This window comes from Amycolatopsis coloradensis (genome assembly GCF_001953865.1).
Classification (GTDB): Bacteria; Actinomycetota; Actinomycetes; order Mycobacteriales; family Pseudonocardiaceae; genus Amycolatopsis; species Amycolatopsis coloradensis.
The window spans coordinates 102,184-118,260 of sequence record NZ_MQUQ01000001.1 but is presented as its reverse complement, the minus strand read 5'-3'; the positions used below and the strand labels follow the sequence as shown (position 1 = coordinate 118,260).

Here is a 16,077-nt window from a genome sequence, read left to right as displayed (position 1 = left end):
CTGCGTCTTACCCGCCCGCCTTTGGGGGTCACGTGAGAGTCGCCAGACTCGCCGCCTTGTTCACCGCCGTCCTGGTTCTTCCAGCGACGGCTCTGCCTGCTCAAGCCGACACGCCGCCGACACCGGTCTTCAAGGACGGGCAGGCGCAACCGGTGTTCGACCCGGCGGACGTCATCCGGGAGAACGTCTGGGTCACCGCGCCGGTCGACAGCGACGGCGACGGCAAGGACGACCTCGTGCACGCGGAGGTGGTGCGGCCGCGCGCGACCCAGCAGGGCATGAAGGTCCCGGTCGTCTACCAGGCCAGCCCGTACTACGCGGGCGGCAACGACGTCGCGAACCACAACGTCGACACCGAGCTGTACGTGCCCGGCGCCAAACGCGCCCCCGCGGGCCCGCGGATCGCGACCAGGACCGTCGGCCCGAACCCGGCGCCCATCAACTGGAGCTACCAGAACTACTTCATCGCCCGCGGCTTCGCCGTGGTGTACGGGGAGTCACTCGGCAGCGGCCAGTCCACCGGCTGCCCTAGCACCGGCGACGTCAACGAGACCATCGGCGCGAAGTCCATTGTGGACTGGCTGAACGGCCGCGCGGCGGCGCGGGACGCCGCGGGCAAGGCCGCGGTCGCGGACTGGAGCACCGGCAAGACCGGCATGACCGGCGTCTCCTACAACGGCACGCTGCCCAACGCGGTGGCCAGCACCGGCGTCGAAGGGCTGGAGACGATCGTCCCCATCGCGGCGATCTCCAGCTGGTACGACTACTACCGCAACGACGGCGCCGTCGTCGCGGCGGGCGGTTTCCAGGGCGAGGACGCGGACGTGCTCGCGGACTATGTCTACACACGCCAGGATCGCGCCGTCTGCCGCCCGCTGATCGACCGTATCGCCGTCGACCAGGACCGGGTGACCGGCGACTACAGCCCCTTCTGGGACGTGCGGAACTACCGGGACGACGTGCGCAAGGTCCGAGCCTCGGTGCTCGTCGTGCACGGCCTCAACGACTGGAACGTCAAGACCGATCAGGGCACGCGCTGGTACGAAGCGCTCAAGCAGCACGGCGTCGAGCACAAGATCTGGCTGCACCAGTCCGGCCACAGCGACCCGATCAGCCTCCGCCGCGACGTCTGGCTCGCCACGATCAACAAGTGGATGTCGCACTACCTCTACGACGTGGACAACGGCATCGAACGCGAGCCGAAGGCCACCATCCAGCGCGAGGACAAGTCGTGGGTGGACGAGCCGGAGTGGCCGCTGCCCGGCACCCAGGACGTGAAGCTTCACCCGTGGCCCGGTGGTTCCTCGAAGGGCAAGCTCGACACGCGCAACTCCGTTCCGGGCAAGGCCGCCGTCGAGAAGCTGGCCGACGACGCGAGCAAGACCGTCGAACAGCTCGCCAACGCGACCTCGTCGGGCAACCGGCTGCTGTACTCGACCACCGCCGCGAAACAGCCCGTACGCCTGGCAGGCACCGCGAAGGTCGATTTGTCGGTGTCCTTCGACAAGCCCGCCGCCAACGTGACGGCGGTGCTCGTCGACCGCGCCCCGAACGGTACGGCCAAGGTGATCAGCCGAGGCTGGACCGACCCGCAGAACCGCCGCGACCCGGCCCGCACCGACCCGATCACCCCCGGTGAGAGCTACCAGATCGAGGTCGAGCTGGTGGCGAAGGACTACCTGCTCGCGGCCGGGCACAAGATCGAGTTCCTGCTGGCCTCCAGCGACCACGACTACACGCTCCGGCCGAAGCCCGGGGCGGGGATCTCGCTCGAACTGAACCGGACCACCGTGGTGCTGCCGGTGACGGGCGGGAAGCCCGCGCTGCGCGCCGCCTTCGGCTGAGCCGTCCCGCTCCGGATGCCACGTTCCCCTCGGGGGCGTGGCATCCGGCGTTTCCTGGCCGAAAACGCCGACCCGACCTCGGCCTTGTATGGAAAATGTATTTCGCCCGGCTTTGCTTCGCGGCGTCCGGCTTCCCCATCCGATGGAGGTCTCCATGTCCAGGTTGCGCCGCCTCGCAGTACTCGCCGCGGCCACCGTCATTCCCGCGCTCGGCCTGACCCTGGCCGGAACGACGCAGGCGTCGGCGGCTCCGAACTTCCAGGTCCCGTTCAAGTGCGGGGTGACGGTCACGGCCGCGACGTTCAGCGGGCACAGCCCGGCGAACTCGGTCGACTTCCAGAAGTCGGGGATCACCGGGATGCCGGTGCTCGCCTCGGCGGGCGGCACCGTCAGCCGGGTCGCCAACGAAGGCAGCACGAGCTACGGGCGCTGGGTCGAGATCGATCACGGTGGCGGCTGGACCACCCGTTACGCCCACCTGTCGACCCAGTCGGTCTCGGTCGGCCAGGCCGTCAGCCTCGGCAAGCAGATCGGCACGGCCGGGGCCACCGGCGGGGTGACCGGTCCGCACCTGCACTTCGAAGAGCGGCTCAACGGAACGGCGCAGAAGGCGAAGCTGAACGGGGTCGCGGTGCCGTACTACGGCCACACGAACTTCACCAGCAAGAACTCGTGCGGCGGCAACCCGTATGAGGCCACCGAGGTGTGCGGCAGCGGGTTCTCGGTGGTCGACTCGCAGTCGCTCGCCAACGGCTCCGGCACGGCGTACCTGCTCTACAACTCTTCGACCAAGTCCAACTGCGTGACCACGCTGAAGGCGGTTTCGCTCGGCACCGCGTCGCCGGTGTCGGCGTTCCTCGAAGTCCAGGGATCGGCTCGCACGACCGACTCCGGCAGCTTCACCTACTACGCCGGGCCCGTGAAGAAGACGGCTGCCTCGACCTGCGTCAAGTGGGGCGGTTCGGTCGGGGCGAACGCCTACGAGAGCCCGTTCGAACACTGCGACTGACCCCGAAGGGCCGGGCACGATAGACCACCCCACCGACAGGATCCGCGTTCCCGCGCCCGGTCCGCGGCGGTTGTGCACAACGGTCCCGGCTGTCCACAGATGTGTCCTGCCCCCACCCGGCGGCCCCATTCCCGCCGCAGAGTGGGGGCATGACCACTTCCACCCCGACCGGCAGGACCAAGGTCGATCTGAAGGATCCGGCGGACCTGCTCGCCGCGATCCCGTACATCCTCGGGTTTCACCCCGAGAACTCCGTCGTCGTCTTCGGGCAGCGCGGGCCGGACCGCAAGCGGCAGGGCATGACCCTGCGTGTGGACCTCCCGCCTCCCGGTCTCGAGCGGGAACAGGCGCTGGCCGTCGCGGGCAGGCTCGCCGCGACCGCGCACACCGGCACCACGGTGGCCGTCGTCGGCGGCGGTTCCCCGAATCCGGCCGGGCGGCCACCGCGCCGCCGCTTCGTCCGGCGCCTGGAATCCGCGCTCGCCGAGCACGACATCCCCCTGCTGCACTCGCTGTGGGTGCCGTCCATCACCGCCGGCGTGCGGTGGGGGTGCTACCGCGACCGGGACTGCGGCGGCCTCCTGCCCGACCCTCGCGAGTCGGTGATCGCCGCGGTCGTCACCAGCGCCGGCCACGTCACCCGTGAGAGCAGGGAGGATCTGGAGCGTCTCTTCGAAGCCGGTCCGCCGGAAACGCTCGCGCGGCGTTCCGAACTCCTGACCCGGCTGGCGGAGCCGCCTTGGGAAGGAGGCGCCGTCGCCGAGGCGGCGCTCGCCGAGGTGAACGCGGCGCTCGCCCGTGTCGAGCGTGGTGACCAGGTGGTCACCGACGATCAGGCCGTCCGCTTGGCCTGGGCGCTGTCCCTGGTCGAAGTCCGGGACGCGTGCCTGCTCACCGCCGCACCGGCGGACTCGCCGCTGGCTCGGACCGCGGAAGATCTCTGGCTCTGCCTCGCCCGTGAGCTGCCCGAGCCGGAATCCGCCGAGGCGCTGTGCTTGAAAGCGCACGCCGCCTACGCTCGCGGTGACCTGACCGTCGCCGGGATGGCGCTGGCCAGGGCTCGCGAAGTCGATCCGGAGCACAGGATGACCGGACTGCTGACAGCCGCCCTGGACGGGATGCTGGCTCCGTCCGAAGTGGCCGGGATCATCCTGCGGCAGCGGGAGGAAAGGCCGCCGCCGTTCAGCCTCGGGCCGCTGGGCGGGACCGCGTGAACTCCCACGCGTCGGCCACGATGCCGTCGAGGTCGGTGCGCTCGGGCTTCCAGCCGAGTTCGCCACCCGCGCGCTCGCTGGAGGCCACCAGCACCGACGGGTCACCCGCCCGGCGCGGCGCGACCGCGGCGGGGATCTCGTGACCGGTGATGCGGCGGCACGCCTCGATCACCTCGAGCACGGAGAAACCGGTGCCGCTGCCGAGGTTGTAGATGCGGTGCTCGCCGTCGGCGGCGTGGCGCAGGGCCAGCTGGTGTGCGTCGGCGAGGTCGACCACGTGGATGTAGTCGCGGATGGCGGTGCCGTCCGCGGTCGGGTAGTCGTCACCGAAGATCTGGATCCGCTCGCGGTCCCCGGTGGCGACCTGGAGAACGAGGGGGATCAGGTGGGTCTCTGTGGTGTGCCGCTCGCCGAAGGAGCCGTAGGCGCCCGCGACGTTGAAGTAACGCAGGCTCACCGCGGCGATGCCGTGCGCGCGCGAGAACGACGTGATCGCGTGGTCGATGGCCAGCTTCGTCGCGCCGTAGGTGTTCGTCGGCCGCGCCGGCGCGGTTTCCGGGATGGGAGAGGACTCGGGTTCGCCGTAGGTGGCGGCGGTGGAGGAGAACACCAGCCGCTTCGTGCCGTGGTCGCGCATCGCCTCGAGCAGGCGGAGCGAGGTCAGGACGTTGCCTTCCCAGTACTTCGCCGGATCCGTCATCGACTCGCCGACCAGCGACTTGGCGGCGAAGTGGAGGACACCGTCGAACCCGTCGCCGAGGATGCGCCGCGCGACCTCGGCGGCGTCGCCCTCGACGAAGGTGGCGTCCGGGTGCACCGCGTCGGCGTGCCCGGTGGAGAGGTCGTCGACCACCGTGACGTCGTGCCCGGCCTCGATGAGACGGGCCGCGCAGACGCTGCCCACATAACCGGCTCCGCCCGTCACCATCAGCTTCAGGGTCCTGGTCGGTTCGTCGGTCACGTTCGCGCCTTTCTGCTGCGGATGCGGTCGCGGCTCAGTCTCCACGCCCCCGGGCACCGGACGCGTCCGGGGGTCGAAAGGCCTCTCGTGAGGCGGATCCGCCGTGTGTTCCGCTTCCACACACGCGAGTTCCGCCTTCAAACACACGTGATCGCCATCCAAGCACGCGTGTCCCGCCCAAGAGCACGCGGCGACCAGGGGCCTTTCGCGTGGCGCCTTCGCCAACAGCGTCGTTCGGATGACCATAAATTCGCACAGTCCTGCCTCGCCCGGCCGATCGGGACGGTGGGCAGCCCTCTCGCCAGATGCCTAAAGGTCGTCGTGACCCGCGCCGCGCGAAGGCACCGCGGTGAACAGCCTGGGGTGACGCAGATCCGCCGCCTCATACGCGGCCTTGACCGCTCGCCCCACGGTGTCCACATCGGACTCGCGGACCAGCGCGATCGCCGAGCCGCCGAAACCGCCGCCGGTCATCCGCGCGCCGAGCGCCCCGGCTTCGCGAGCCGACTCGACGGCGAGGTCGAGTTCACGGGTGGAGATCCGGTAGTCGTCGCGCATGCTGACGTGCGAGGCGTCCAGCTGGGGGCCGATCTCGGTGATCCGGCCCGCCCGCAGCAGGTCCACGGTGTCGAGGACGCGCTGGTTCTCCGTCACCACGTGGCGCACCAGCGGCACCAAGTCGTCCGGCAGCTTGGCGAGCGCGGTGTCCAGCCCAGCGACGCCGATGTCCCTGAGCGCCTTCACTGCGAGCAGTTCCGCGGCGCGCTCGCAGCCCCTCCGGCGTTCGCCGTAGCCGCCCTCGGCGTGCGAGTGCTTCGTGCGGGTGTCCATGATCAGGATCCGGACGCCGGATTCCTCCAGCGGGAACGGCACCTGCTCCATCTCGCCGGTGCGGACGTCGAGGAACAGCACGTTCGATTCCGTGCAGCACAAGGAAGCGGTCTGGTCGAGCAGGCCGGTCGGCGCTCCGACGAAGTCGTTCTCCGAACGCTGCACCCAGCGGGCCACTTCATGCAGGGCAGGCGCGCCCGCGCCGGTCCCCGGAGTGACGCCCGTCAGCCCCAGGAGGGCGAGCGCGACGGCGCATTCGAGCGCGTGGGAGGAGGACAGCCCCGCCCCCGAGGGCACGTTCCCCGCGATCACCACGTCCGCGCCGACGCCGAGTCCCTGGTCGCGCAGTACCCAAGCGACCCCCGCCGGGTACGCGGCCCACCCCTCGACCGCGCCGGGGCGCAGGTCGGCGATGGTGAGCGGGCCGGATTCCTGGACCCGGCCGTCCGACCCCAGGGTGGCGACGGTCAGGACGCCGTCCTCGCGCGGGCTCGCCGCGGCGGCGAGCCGGTGCGGCAGGGCGAACGGCAGCACGAAACCGTCGTTGTAGTCGGTGTGCTCGCCGATCAGGTTCACTCGGCCGGGCGCGGACCACACCCCTGCCGGAGCCCGGTCGTGGAGGGTCCGGAAGGTCGCCGCGGCGTCGGACGCGGCCCTCACCTGGCCTGCGCCAGCACGGCGTGCAGCGCCGAAACGGGCACCTGGGCGATGTTGTTCCCGCCGGTGACCTCGATGGTCCCGCCGGGTGCCGTCTTGCCGACCTTGACCCGGCCGCCGGGCACGATGCCGACCGACTTCAGTTCCGTCATCAGCGTCTCGTCGAGCTGCACGTGTTCGGCGATGCGGCGGATCTCGACGTCACCGCCACCCATGCGGGCGAACTCGTCGAGCCGCACCAGGTCGGCTTCGGCGGGCGGGGCAGGATCGCCGTCGCCGAGCTTGTCCAGTCCCGGGATCGGGTTGCCGTAGGGAGAGGTGGTGGGGTGGTCGAGCAGTTTGACCAGCTTGCGCTCGACGGCCTCGCTCATCACGTGTTCCCAGCGGCAGGCCTCGTTGTGGACGTGCTCCCATTCCAGGCCGATCACATCGACCAGGAGGCGCTCGGCCAGCCGGTGCTTCCGCATCACGGCGATCGCGAGTTCGCGACCGTGGTCGGTCAGCTGCAGGTGCCTGTCGTCCGCGACCACGACCAGTCCGTCGCGTTCCATCCTGGCGACGGTCTGGCTCACGGTCGGGCCACTCTGTTGCAGCCGCTCCGCGATCCGGGCCCGCAGCGGGACGACACCCTCTTCTTCGAGCTCGTAGATCGTACGCAAGTACATCTCTGTGGTGTCGATGAGATCGTTCACGCTGTCCCCTTCGTCCGCGTAGCTCATCGTAGTCGCTGGCACCGACAGCGACGCAGGCGTGGGGACAACAAGCTTCGAAGCGGGAAAAGTCCCCCAAGCTGGGCGTGGAGCCACCACGCGCGGGAAGATGGGCCCATGCGCCCCATGATCACCACCAGCGAACTCGCCGCGCAGCTCTCCACACCGGAATCGGCACGCTCCGTAGTCCTCGACGTCCGCTGGCGGCTCGTGGGCCCGCCCGGTGCCGATTCCTATCGTGAGGCACATCTCCCGGGAGCGGTGTACGTCGACCTCGACACGGCGCTCGCCGGGGAGCCGGGCGACGGCGGCCGTCACCCGCTGCCCGATCCGGCGACGCTGCAACGGCATTTGCGGGCGGCGGGGGTCCGCGCCGGTCACCCGGTCGTGGTCTACGACGACTCCGACGGATCGGTCGCGGCCCGGGCGTGGTGGCTGCTGCGCTGGGCCGGGCACACCGAGGTCGCCGTGCTGGACGGCGGGTTCGCCGCCTGGGCCGAGGAGGAGCGCCCGCTCACGGACGAGGTCCCCGCACCCGAGGAGGGCGACATCGTCGTGGAGCCCGGCGGTATGCCGGTGCTGGACGCGGCCGAGGCCGCCACGCTGGCCAGGGAAGGACTGCTCTTCGACGCCAGGGCCAAGCCGAGGTACGCGGGGGAGACCGAGCCGATCGACCCGCGCGCCGGGCACATCCCCGGCGCGGTCAACGCGCACTTCTCCGGGCATCTCGCGGAGGACGGCCGCTGGCGCGACGCCTCGGAACTGGCCGAGCGGTTCGAAGGCTTCGGCGTGACCACGGAGACCCCGATCGGTGTCTACTGTGGATCGGGCGTCACCGCCTCGTCCGTCGTCCTCGCGCTCGAGGTCGCCGGTCACCCGGAGCCCGCGGCGCTGTACGCGGGTTCGTGGTCGCACTGGTCCCGCGATCCGGAGCGTCCGGTGGCCACGGGGGACCTGCCCGGCTGACCCGCCGCTGCCCGGAAACGGGGCATGAGCCGCTTCCGGGCACTAGAGTCCGTGCCATGCGAGCACCGGCCGTCGTCTGGGACTCCTCGCTGCTGGGTTACGACCTCGGCGGCGAGCATCCGTTCAATCCGGTGCGGCTCGAACTGACCATCCGGCTCGCCACCGAACTGGGCGTGCTCGACGGGGTCGAACTGCTCGTCCCCGGCCCGGCGGGGGACGACGAACTCCGCCGCGTCCACCTCGGCGAGTACATCGAGGCCGTCCGGCAGGCCCCGATGACCGGCGCCGATTTCGCGCACGGGCTCGGCACCGAGGACAATCCGGTGTTCACCGGGATGCACGAGGCCTCGGCACTGGTCGTCGGCTCGACGTTGCTCGCCGCCCGCAAGATCGCCGACGGCGAGGCGACCCGCGCGGTGAACATCGCCGGCGGGCTGCACCACGCGATGCCGGAGAGGGCGTCGGGCTTCTGCGTCTACAACGACTGCTCGGTGGCGATCTCGTGGCTGCTGGACCACGGTTTCGACCGGATCGCCTACGTCGACACCGACGTGCACCACGGCGACGGGGTACAGGCCGCGTTCTACGACGATCCCCGCGTGCTGACCTTGTCACTGCACCAGCATCCGTTCACGCTGTGGCCGGGAACGGGCTACTCGGCGGAGATCGGCAAAGGCGGCGCCGAGGGCACCGCGGTCAACCTCCCACTGCCGCCCGGTACCCGTGACGGCGGCTGGCTGCGGGCGTTCGAAGCGGTCGTGCCGTCGATGCTGGAGCAGTTCCGGCCACAGATCCTCGTCACCCAGTGCGGGGTCGACTCGCACGAGGAGGACCCGCTGGCCGACCTCTCGCTCTCGGTCGACGGTCACCGCGCCATCTACCGGCGGCTGCGCGAACTGTCCGAAGCGCACGCCGGCGGCCGCTGGCTCGCCGTGGGCGGCGGTGGTTATCAGCTGATCCGCGTGGTCCCGCGTTCCTGGACGCATCTGCTCGCCACCGTGCTCGACCGCGACGTCGATCCGGCGACGGCGTTACCGCCGAACTGGGTCGCGTCCGTCTCCAGGGCCGCGCCGAACGCCGAGATCCCGGCCCGCATGTCCGACGACCGCGACACCGCTTTCGTCCCGTGGGGAGACGGGGCGGACGAGCCGGTCGACATCGCCATCCGCGACACCCGCCGCGCGATCTTCCCGCTGCACGGCCTCGATCCGGACGATCCGAGGGACTGACATGACCAGTGAGGGCACCGATAACCGCGACCCCTTCGACTACCCACGCGAGTGGGAGGCCGACGTCCTGCTCTCCGACGGCGGCACGGTGCACCTGCGCCCGGTGATCCCCAGTGACGCCGACGGGCTCGTCGCGTTCCACGGCCGGTTGTCCGAACGCACCCGGTACTTCAGGTACTTCGGCGCCTATCCCCGGATCCCGCAGCGGGATCTGGAACGGTTCTCCGTCGTCGACCACCACGACAGGGTCGCGTTCGTCGCACTGCTGGGCGACGACATCGTGGCGGTCGGCCGCTACGAACGACTCGAACACGGGCCGTCGGCGGAGGTCGCGTTCGTTGTCGACGACGCCCACCAGGGGCGCGGTCTCGGGTCGATCCTGCTGGAGCATCTGGCCGCCGCCGCCTCGGAATCCGGGCTGCGCCGGTTCGTCGCCGAGGTGCTCGCCGAGAACGCGGGGATGGTCCGCGTGTTCCGCGACGCGGGTTACCAGGTCAGCCGTGAGATCGAAGAAGGCGTGCTGCACCTGGAGTTCGACATCGACCCGACCGAGGAGTCCCTCGCGGTCGCCCGGTCGCGGGAGCAGGCCGCCGAGGCACGCAGCGTGCACAATCTGCTGCACCCGAAGTCGGTCGCGGTGATCGGTGCGTCCACCGATCCGACGAAGATCGGCTACGTCGCCCTCACCAACCTGCTGAGCGCCGATTTCGCCGGAACCGTCTACCCGGTCAACCCGGAGCACAAGTCCGTCCGCGGCGTGCGCGCGTATCCGTCCGTCGTGGACATTCCCGACGACGTCGACCTCGCGCTGGTCGCCGTCCCCGCCGAAGCCGTCGAGTCCGTTTTGGACGGTGCGCTGGCGAAGGGGGTCAAGACCCTTCTCATCGTCTCGGGCGGGTTCGCCGAGGCCGGGCCGCACGGTCTGCACGCCGAACTGAGGCTGGTCGGGGAGGCCAGGGCGCACGGCATGCGCGTCGTCGGGCCGAACGCGCTGGGCGTGCTCAACACCGACGCCTCGGTCCGGCTCAACGCCACCCTCGCGCCGCGCCTGCCCGCCCGCGGCCGCACCGGGTTCTTCTGCCAGTCCGGCGCGCTGGGCACCGCGATCCTCGCCGACGCCGAGTCACGCGGCCTCGGGCTCTCGACGTTCGTCTCGGCGGGGAACCGGGCCGACGTCTCCGGCAACGACCTCCTCCAGTACTGGGAAACCGATCCCGCGACCGACCTCGTCCTGCTGTATCTGGAATCGTTCGGCAATCCGCGCAAGTTCGCGCGGCTCGCCCGGCGGCTGGCGCGGACGAAGCCGGTGGTGGCGGTGAAATCCGGCAGGCACGCCGTCCGCCCGCAACTCGCCGCGACCTCGGCCGAGGTCGACGAATCCAGTGTCCAGGCCCTGTTCGAGCAGGCGGGCGTCGTCCGCGTCGACACGCTCGCGCAACTCTTCGACACCGCGCTGGTCTTCGCGCACCAGCCGCTGCCCGCGGGCCCGCGGATCGGGATCGTCGGGAACTCCAGCGCCATCGGGCTGCTCGCCGCCGACACCGCGCGGGCGCAGGGCCTCCGGCTGGCCTCCGATCCGGTCGACGTCGGGCCGCAGGCGAGCCCGGAGGAGTTCGCCGGGGCGGTGCGCGAAGCACTGAACTCCCCGGAGACCGACGCGCTCGTCGTGGTCTTCGTGCCACCGCTCGCGATCCCGGGCACCGCCTACGCCCGCGCGTTGCGGGAGGCCGTGGTCCAGATGGACAAGAACAAGCCGATCGTGTCGACCTTCCTCGCCGTCGAGGGCGTGCCGGACGAACTGGCCGTGCTGTCCGAGGACGGCGTGCCGACGAGGGGCTCGGTCCCGTCGTACCCCAGCCCGGAGCGCGCGGTGAACGCGCTCGCGCGAGTCGTGCGCTACGCCGCCTGGCGGCAGCGGCCGCAGGGAAACCTGGTGCGGCCGGCGGGATTGCACACCGAGCAGGCGCAGGTGGTCGTCGCGCAACTGCTGGCGGGTGAGGACGGCAGGACGACGTTGCTCTCCGACGACGACGTGGTCCGGCTCCTGGGCTGCTACGGCATCGACGTCGTCCCGTTCCAGGTCGTGACGTCCGCGGACGACGCGGTGAAAGCGGCCGAGGACCTGGGGTTCCCGGTCACCCTCAAGGCCGTCGACGAGCGGCTGCGCGGCAGGCCGGACCTCGCCGGAGTGCGGCTCGATCTGTCCTCTGTGGACGGAGTGCGCCGGGCGTACCTCGATCTGCGGGAGGTCTCCGGCGACGAGGAGGTCTACGTCCAGCGGATGGCGCCGAAGGGCCTGTCGTGCGTGATCGGGCTCCAGGACGACCCGTCGTTCGGCTCGCTCGTGTCGTTCGGTCTCTCCGGTCTGGTCAGCACCCTGCTGGGGGACCGGGCCTACCGCGCCGTCCCGCTCACCGACGTCGACGCCGCCACACTGCTGCGCGAACCGCGGACCTCACCGCTGCTCACCGGGTACCGCGGCGACGAACCGGCGGATCTGGCCGCGTTGCAGGACATCGTGTTGCGTGTCGCGGCGCTCGCCGAGGACAACCCCGAGATTCGCTCGATGACGCTCGACCCGATCCTGGCCTCACCGGACGGCGCTTTCGTCGCCAACGCGCGGATCGTGCTGGGCCCGCCCCCGTCCCGTCCCGACACCGGGCCGCGACGGCTGCGGCCGATCAACGCCCCTACTTGAGTCCGGGGATCGCCACGCTGAGCGCGCTCACCGCCAGCGGCGCGAGGATCCCGAACGCCACCGTGACGGTCTTGCCCACGGTGGCGTCGGTGCCCAGAAGCTGGGTCAGGCGGGCACGGCCCGCCAGCCAGTCCTCGGTGGGACGCGCGTCGCGCGGCAGCGGGTAGATCTCGTCCACCAGCCGCACGGACCGGGTCTTCCACGCGAGGAACACCGGAACGTAGAGCAGCAGCGAGATCGCGGTGAACAGCGCGCCGTAGAGCAGCACGCTTTCCGCCGGGAAGGCTTCCTTCGGGGTCCCGGTCGCGAGGAACGCCCGGCGCTGGGCCCCGGCGTCGATGACCGCCGTGGACACGATGAGCGCCAGTACCGTGAGACAGACCTCGTTGGCGCGCTTGCAGTCGAGGAGTTCGCCGAGCACGTCGTCCGCGCGCGCCCGCGTTTCGCCGTCGAGCACCCGCGAGATCCGGCGCAGGCGGGTGTGGTTGAGCCACAGGCCCAGTACCGCGGGCGCCGCCGCGATCAGGCCGAGCGCGAGCAGGGTCCGCGAGATCCCGATCGCCGTCGTGGGCTTGAGGTCTCCGATCGGCGAACCGGCCTTCCACTGGAACGCGAACAGGATCGCCGCGAAGATCCCGTACGCCAGCGCCGGTTTCCACAGCGCGACACCGGCCAGACGGCGCCAGGCAGTCAGGTGGACCGAGTGCGCGAACAGGAAGGCGAACAGCACCGCCGACGCCCCGATCAGCAGCGACCACACCCCGAACTCGCCGGTGTCCGCCAGCGCCCGGTTGCCCCGCGAGCCGAGCACCGCCCGGGTCAGCAGGCCGAGCCCGGCGAAGGCGATGAGTGCGAGCACGCTGATCACGAGCGGCCAGAGCCAGTGCTTCCTCAGACGTGTCACGCCGACAGTCTGCCGGGAACGGCGCCGATCAGGAATCCCAGTCCTGGGGAGACCGCGCCGCGAGGCCCGCATCGTGGCCGGTGAACTCCGCGATTCCCGGCGCCATGTACGGCGCCCTCGGTTTCCCGCTCGGCAGGGCCGGGTACCGCACGGTGACCATCAGTTCCCGCGTGACGCCGGGAACCCGCGGGTCCTGGCGGGAGTGATCGACCAGGTGCAGGTCGGTGCTGCCGACCGCGTACGGGCCGGTCGGTGCGGAAAGGCCGAAGCGGACGGGTGCCGCCGACGCGGACGACGTGACGAGTACGGCGGGCAGTGCGAGCGCGGTGGCGAGGACGCCGATCCGGCGCGGTGTTCGTGTCATGGCACCGAACGTAGGGATCCCACCCACCCCGCGTTTCGTCCTCTAGTTGCGGTAGTTGGCAACGCGAACTACCGCAACTAGAGGACGAAACGCGGGAGTCAGGGGTGGGGGTACCGGAGTTCCCAGGCGTTGCCGGGGCCGTCCGCCGCCAGCTCCCGCTTGAGTACCTTGTGCGTCGCCGTCCGCGGTAGTTCCTCGACCACCCGAACGAAGCGAGGCCGCTGTTTCGGCCCGAGATCGCCTTGCGCCGCCACGAAAGCGGCGAGTTCGCCCGCGTCGACCGGTGCCCGGCAGACCAGCGCGGCCATCATCTGGTCGCCCACCCGCGGATCCGGCACCCCGTACACGGCCGCCTCGCGGACGGCGGGATGCCGGAGGAGCACGCGTTCGATCGGGGCGGTGCCGAGGTTCTCGCCGTCGACGCGGAGCCAGTCGCCGAGCCGGCCGGCGAAGTAGCAGTAGCCGTCCGCGTCGAGGTACGCCAGGTCTCCGGTGTGGTACATGCCGTCGCGCATCCGCTCGGCCTCGGCGTCGGGATCGCCGTAGTACCCGGCGAAGAAGCCCGCGCCACCGGTGTTGACCAGTTCGCCGACCGACTCGGCGGCGTTGAGCAGCTTCCCGGCGGCGTCGAATTCCGCCGGGGGACAGGGTTTCCCGGTCTCCGGGTCGAGGATCGCGATCCCGTCGAGCAGACGGCCGAGTGAACCGGACGGCGTGGTGGCGTCCCGGCCGAAGTTCACGCCGCCCTCGGTCGAACCGAACGCGTCGGCCACGTGACAGCCGAACCGGATGCCGAACGCGGCGAGGTCCGCTTCCGCGCCTTCGTTGCCGTAGACCAGTTTCAGCGGGTTGTCGGCGTCGCCATCCCGCTCGGGAGTAGCGAGCACATAAGACAGTGGCTTGCCGACGTAGTTGGCGTACGTCGCCCCGAACTTCCGGATGTCCGGCAGGAATCCGGAGGCGGAGAACCGCCGCCGCAGCGCGATGCCCGCACCCGCGGCGAGCCCGACCGACCAGCCCGCCATGATGGCGTTGGAGTGGAACATCGGCATCGACACGTACACGGTGTCCTGGGTGGACAGCCCGAACCGGGTGGCCAGCATCTCGCCGGGATAGGCGACTTTGCCGTGTGTGCACCGGACGGCCTTCGGGTCCCCGCTGGTACCGGAGGTGAAGATCAGCATGAGCAGGTCTTCGGGCCTCGCGGCCACGGGAACGACCGCCTCCCGCGGCGGTTCGAGATCGCTCAGCGGCAGCACCGGGACGGTCGTCTCGGACAGCAGTGGAAGGTACTTCTCCTCCGCGAACACCAGCTCGCAATCGGCCAGCGCGACGTCGCGGGCCAGCGCCGTGCCCCGGCGCGTCGGGTTCAGGCCGACCAGGACATGGCCGGAAAGCGCCGCGCCGCCGAGCAGGAACGAGAACTCCGGGACGTTGTCCGCGAGCAGCCCGAAATGCCCGCCGGGCCGCAGCATCGCGGTGAGCGTGGCGGCGTGACCGGCGCAGGTTCGGACGTGTTCGGCCCAGGACCAGCGCCGGTCCTCGAACAGCAGCCCGGTCGACGGGTCTTCTGCCCGGGCGAGCAGGAGATCCGTGACCGTGGGCGTCATGCCGGGTCCGCGGCCAGGAGGTCGCCGAGCCCGCGCGCCTGCGCGGTCGCCCCGCCCAGCGTGAACTCCAGCCGTTTCGCCGCGACGAAGTAGCGGTGCAGCGTGTGGTCGACGTCGATGCCGACCCCGCCGTGGACGTGCACGGCGGTGTGCGCGACGCGGTGTCCGGCCTCGGCCGCCCAGAACTTCGCCGTCGCGACCTCTTCGGCCGCCGGAAGCCCTTCGCTCAGCCGCCAGGCGGCCTGCCACAACGTCAACCGGACGGCTTCGACGTCGACATAGGCGTCGGCGAGCCGTTGCCGCACCGCCTGGAAGCTCCCGATGGGGTGGCCGAACTGTTCGCGCTCCCGCGCGTACGCCGCGGTCAGCTCCAGCGCCCGTTCGACGACGCCGAGTTGTTGCGCGCAGACACCGATCGTGCCCCGCAACCGCAGCCATTCACCGACATCGCCCAGCGAGACGGACGCCTTCGCACCGGACAGTTCCATGAGCGCGGCGTCGGCGTGGTCGACGGTCCGCTGCGGCGAGACGGTCACCGAGTCCCGGTCGAGCAGGAACACCTGACGACCGCCGTCGATCGCGGCCTCCACGAGGAATCCGTGCGCGAACGCGCCCGAAGACACCGCGGTCTGGGCGCCGGTGAGCCGCCAGCCGCCGCCGCCGTCGGCCTCGGCGGTGAAGCCGCACGGCACGCCGTAGTCCGGCAGCGCCACCGCGAGGACGTGCTCGCCACGCAGGACCGGGACGACCCACTGCTCGGCCAAGCGCCCGTCCCCGAACTCGGCGACCGCGGCCGCGGCCATGACGACCGACGTCAGGTACGGCACGGGCGCGACCGCGCGGCCGATCTCGGCCAGTACGGAACACTGCTCCAGCAGCCCGAACCCGCCGCCACCGACACTCTGTGGCAGCGCGGCGTCCACCACGCCCGCCTGGGCCAGGAAAGTCCACAGTGGAGCGTCGAACCCGCCGGAACCGTGTGACCCCAGCACGTCGGGGGTGACCTTGTCCGTGAGGATCCGGCGCGTGAGCGACGCGAGGTCCTGCTGCGCTTCGGTGAGCGAGAAGTCCATCAATGCC

General features: G+C 70.9%; 13 protein-coding genes. 6 read left to right on the top strand and 7 right to left on the bottom strand.

Annotation, left to right across the window (positions count from 1 at the left end; all coding sequences use genetic code 11):
• Window positions 1–32: 32 nt before the first annotated feature.
• The 3 genes from BS329_RS00565 (at window position 33) to BS329_RS00555 (ending at window position 4,067) form a co-directional block, all read left to right on the top strand.
• Window positions 33–1,844 (top strand): Xaa-Pro dipeptidyl-peptidase, encoded by a 1,812-nt coding sequence (locus BS329_RS00565; RefSeq protein WP_076154709.1) that lies wholly within the window; start codon window positions 33–35, stop codon window positions 1,842–1,844.
• 154 nt (window positions 1,845–1,998) lie between these two features.
• Window positions 1,999–2,853 carry a M23 family metallopeptidase gene (locus BS329_RS00560; RefSeq protein ID WP_076155086.1) on the top strand — a complete coding sequence of 285 codons (855 nt, stop codon included), beginning with the start codon at window positions 1,999–2,001 and terminating at the stop codon, window positions 2,851–2,853.
• Window positions 2,854–3,002: 149 nt separating this feature from the next.
• A complete protein-coding gene (locus tag BS329_RS00555; RefSeq protein ID WP_076154707.1) occupies window positions 3,003–4,067 on the top strand; it encodes a DUF4192 domain-containing protein in 1,065 nt (354 codons plus the stop codon).
• Here the strand turns inward: BS329_RS00555 and galE are convergent.
• The 3 genes from galE to BS329_RS00540 form a co-directional block, all read right to left on the bottom strand.
• Window positions 4,036–4,995, bottom strand: a complete 960-nt coding sequence (gene galE, locus BS329_RS00550; protein ID WP_143252806.1) for a UDP-glucose 4-epimerase GalE — start codon at window positions 4,993–4,995, stop codon at window positions 4,036–4,038. The two genes, BS329_RS00555 and galE, sit on opposite strands and share 32 nt — an antisense overlap.
• A 342-nt stretch (window positions 4,996–5,337) precedes the next feature.
• Window positions 5,338–6,519 (bottom strand): galactokinase, encoded by a 1,182-nt coding sequence (gene galK / locus BS329_RS00545; RefSeq protein ID WP_076154705.1) that lies wholly within the window; start codon window positions 6,517–6,519, stop codon window positions 5,338–5,340.
• Window positions 6,516–7,235, bottom strand: coding sequence for an iron-dependent transcriptional repressor DtxR (locus tag BS329_RS00540; RefSeq protein ID WP_084749284.1), 720 nt, complete (start codon window positions 7,233–7,235; stop codon window positions 6,516–6,518). Before BS329_RS00540 ends, galK begins: the two co-directional genes overlap by 4 nt.
• 108 nt (window positions 7,236–7,343) lie before the next feature.
• Between BS329_RS00540 and BS329_RS00535 the strand changes: the two genes are divergently transcribed.
• From BS329_RS00535 to BS329_RS00525, 3 genes are read left to right on the top strand one after another with little or no spacing between them, the layout of a single operon-like run.
• The gene (locus BS329_RS00535) at window positions 7,344–8,192 is read left to right on the top strand and encodes a sulfurtransferase (RefSeq protein WP_076154703.1); all 849 of its coding nucleotides are present in this window, start codon (window positions 7,344–7,346) and stop codon (window positions 8,190–8,192) included.
• A gap of 56 nt (window positions 8,193–8,248) precedes the next feature.
• Entirely contained in the window at window positions 8,249–9,421 is a 1,173-nt protein-coding gene (locus tag BS329_RS00530; RefSeq protein ID WP_076154701.1) for an acetoin utilization protein AcuC, read from the top strand.
• A gap of 1 nt (window position 9,422) precedes the next feature.
• Complete coding sequence (locus BS329_RS00525; protein ID WP_076154699.1) at window positions 9,423–12,119, top strand: bifunctional acetate--CoA ligase family protein/GNAT family N-acetyltransferase; 2,697 nt, start codon at window positions 9,423–9,425, stop codon at window positions 12,117–12,119.
• On the opposite strand, the gene BS329_RS00520 is transcribed toward BS329_RS00525, so the two are convergent.
• The 4 genes from BS329_RS00520 to BS329_RS00505 form a co-directional block, all read right to left on the bottom strand.
• Window positions 12,112–13,023, bottom strand: a complete 912-nt coding sequence (locus tag BS329_RS00520; protein ID WP_076154697.1) for a hypothetical protein — start codon at window positions 13,021–13,023, stop codon at window positions 12,112–12,114. The two genes, BS329_RS00525 and BS329_RS00520, sit on opposite strands and share 8 nt — an antisense overlap.
• A 28-nt stretch (window positions 13,024–13,051) precedes the next feature.
• Window positions 13,052–13,387, bottom strand: a complete 336-nt coding sequence (locus tag BS329_RS00515; protein ID WP_244196986.1) for a hypothetical protein — start codon at window positions 13,385–13,387, stop codon at window positions 13,052–13,054.
• A gap of 98 nt (window positions 13,388–13,485) precedes the next feature.
• Window positions 13,486–14,997, bottom strand: coding sequence for a long-chain-fatty-acid--CoA ligase (locus BS329_RS00510; protein ID WP_076154695.1), 1,512 nt, complete (start codon window positions 14,995–14,997; stop codon window positions 13,486–13,488).
• Complete coding sequence (locus BS329_RS00505; protein ID WP_076154694.1) at window positions 14,994–16,070, bottom strand: acyl-CoA dehydrogenase family protein; 1,077 nt, start codon at window positions 16,068–16,070, stop codon at window positions 14,994–14,996. Before BS329_RS00505 ends, BS329_RS00510 begins: the two co-directional genes overlap by 4 nt.
• Between the last annotated feature and the right edge of the window lie 7 nt (window positions 16,071–16,077).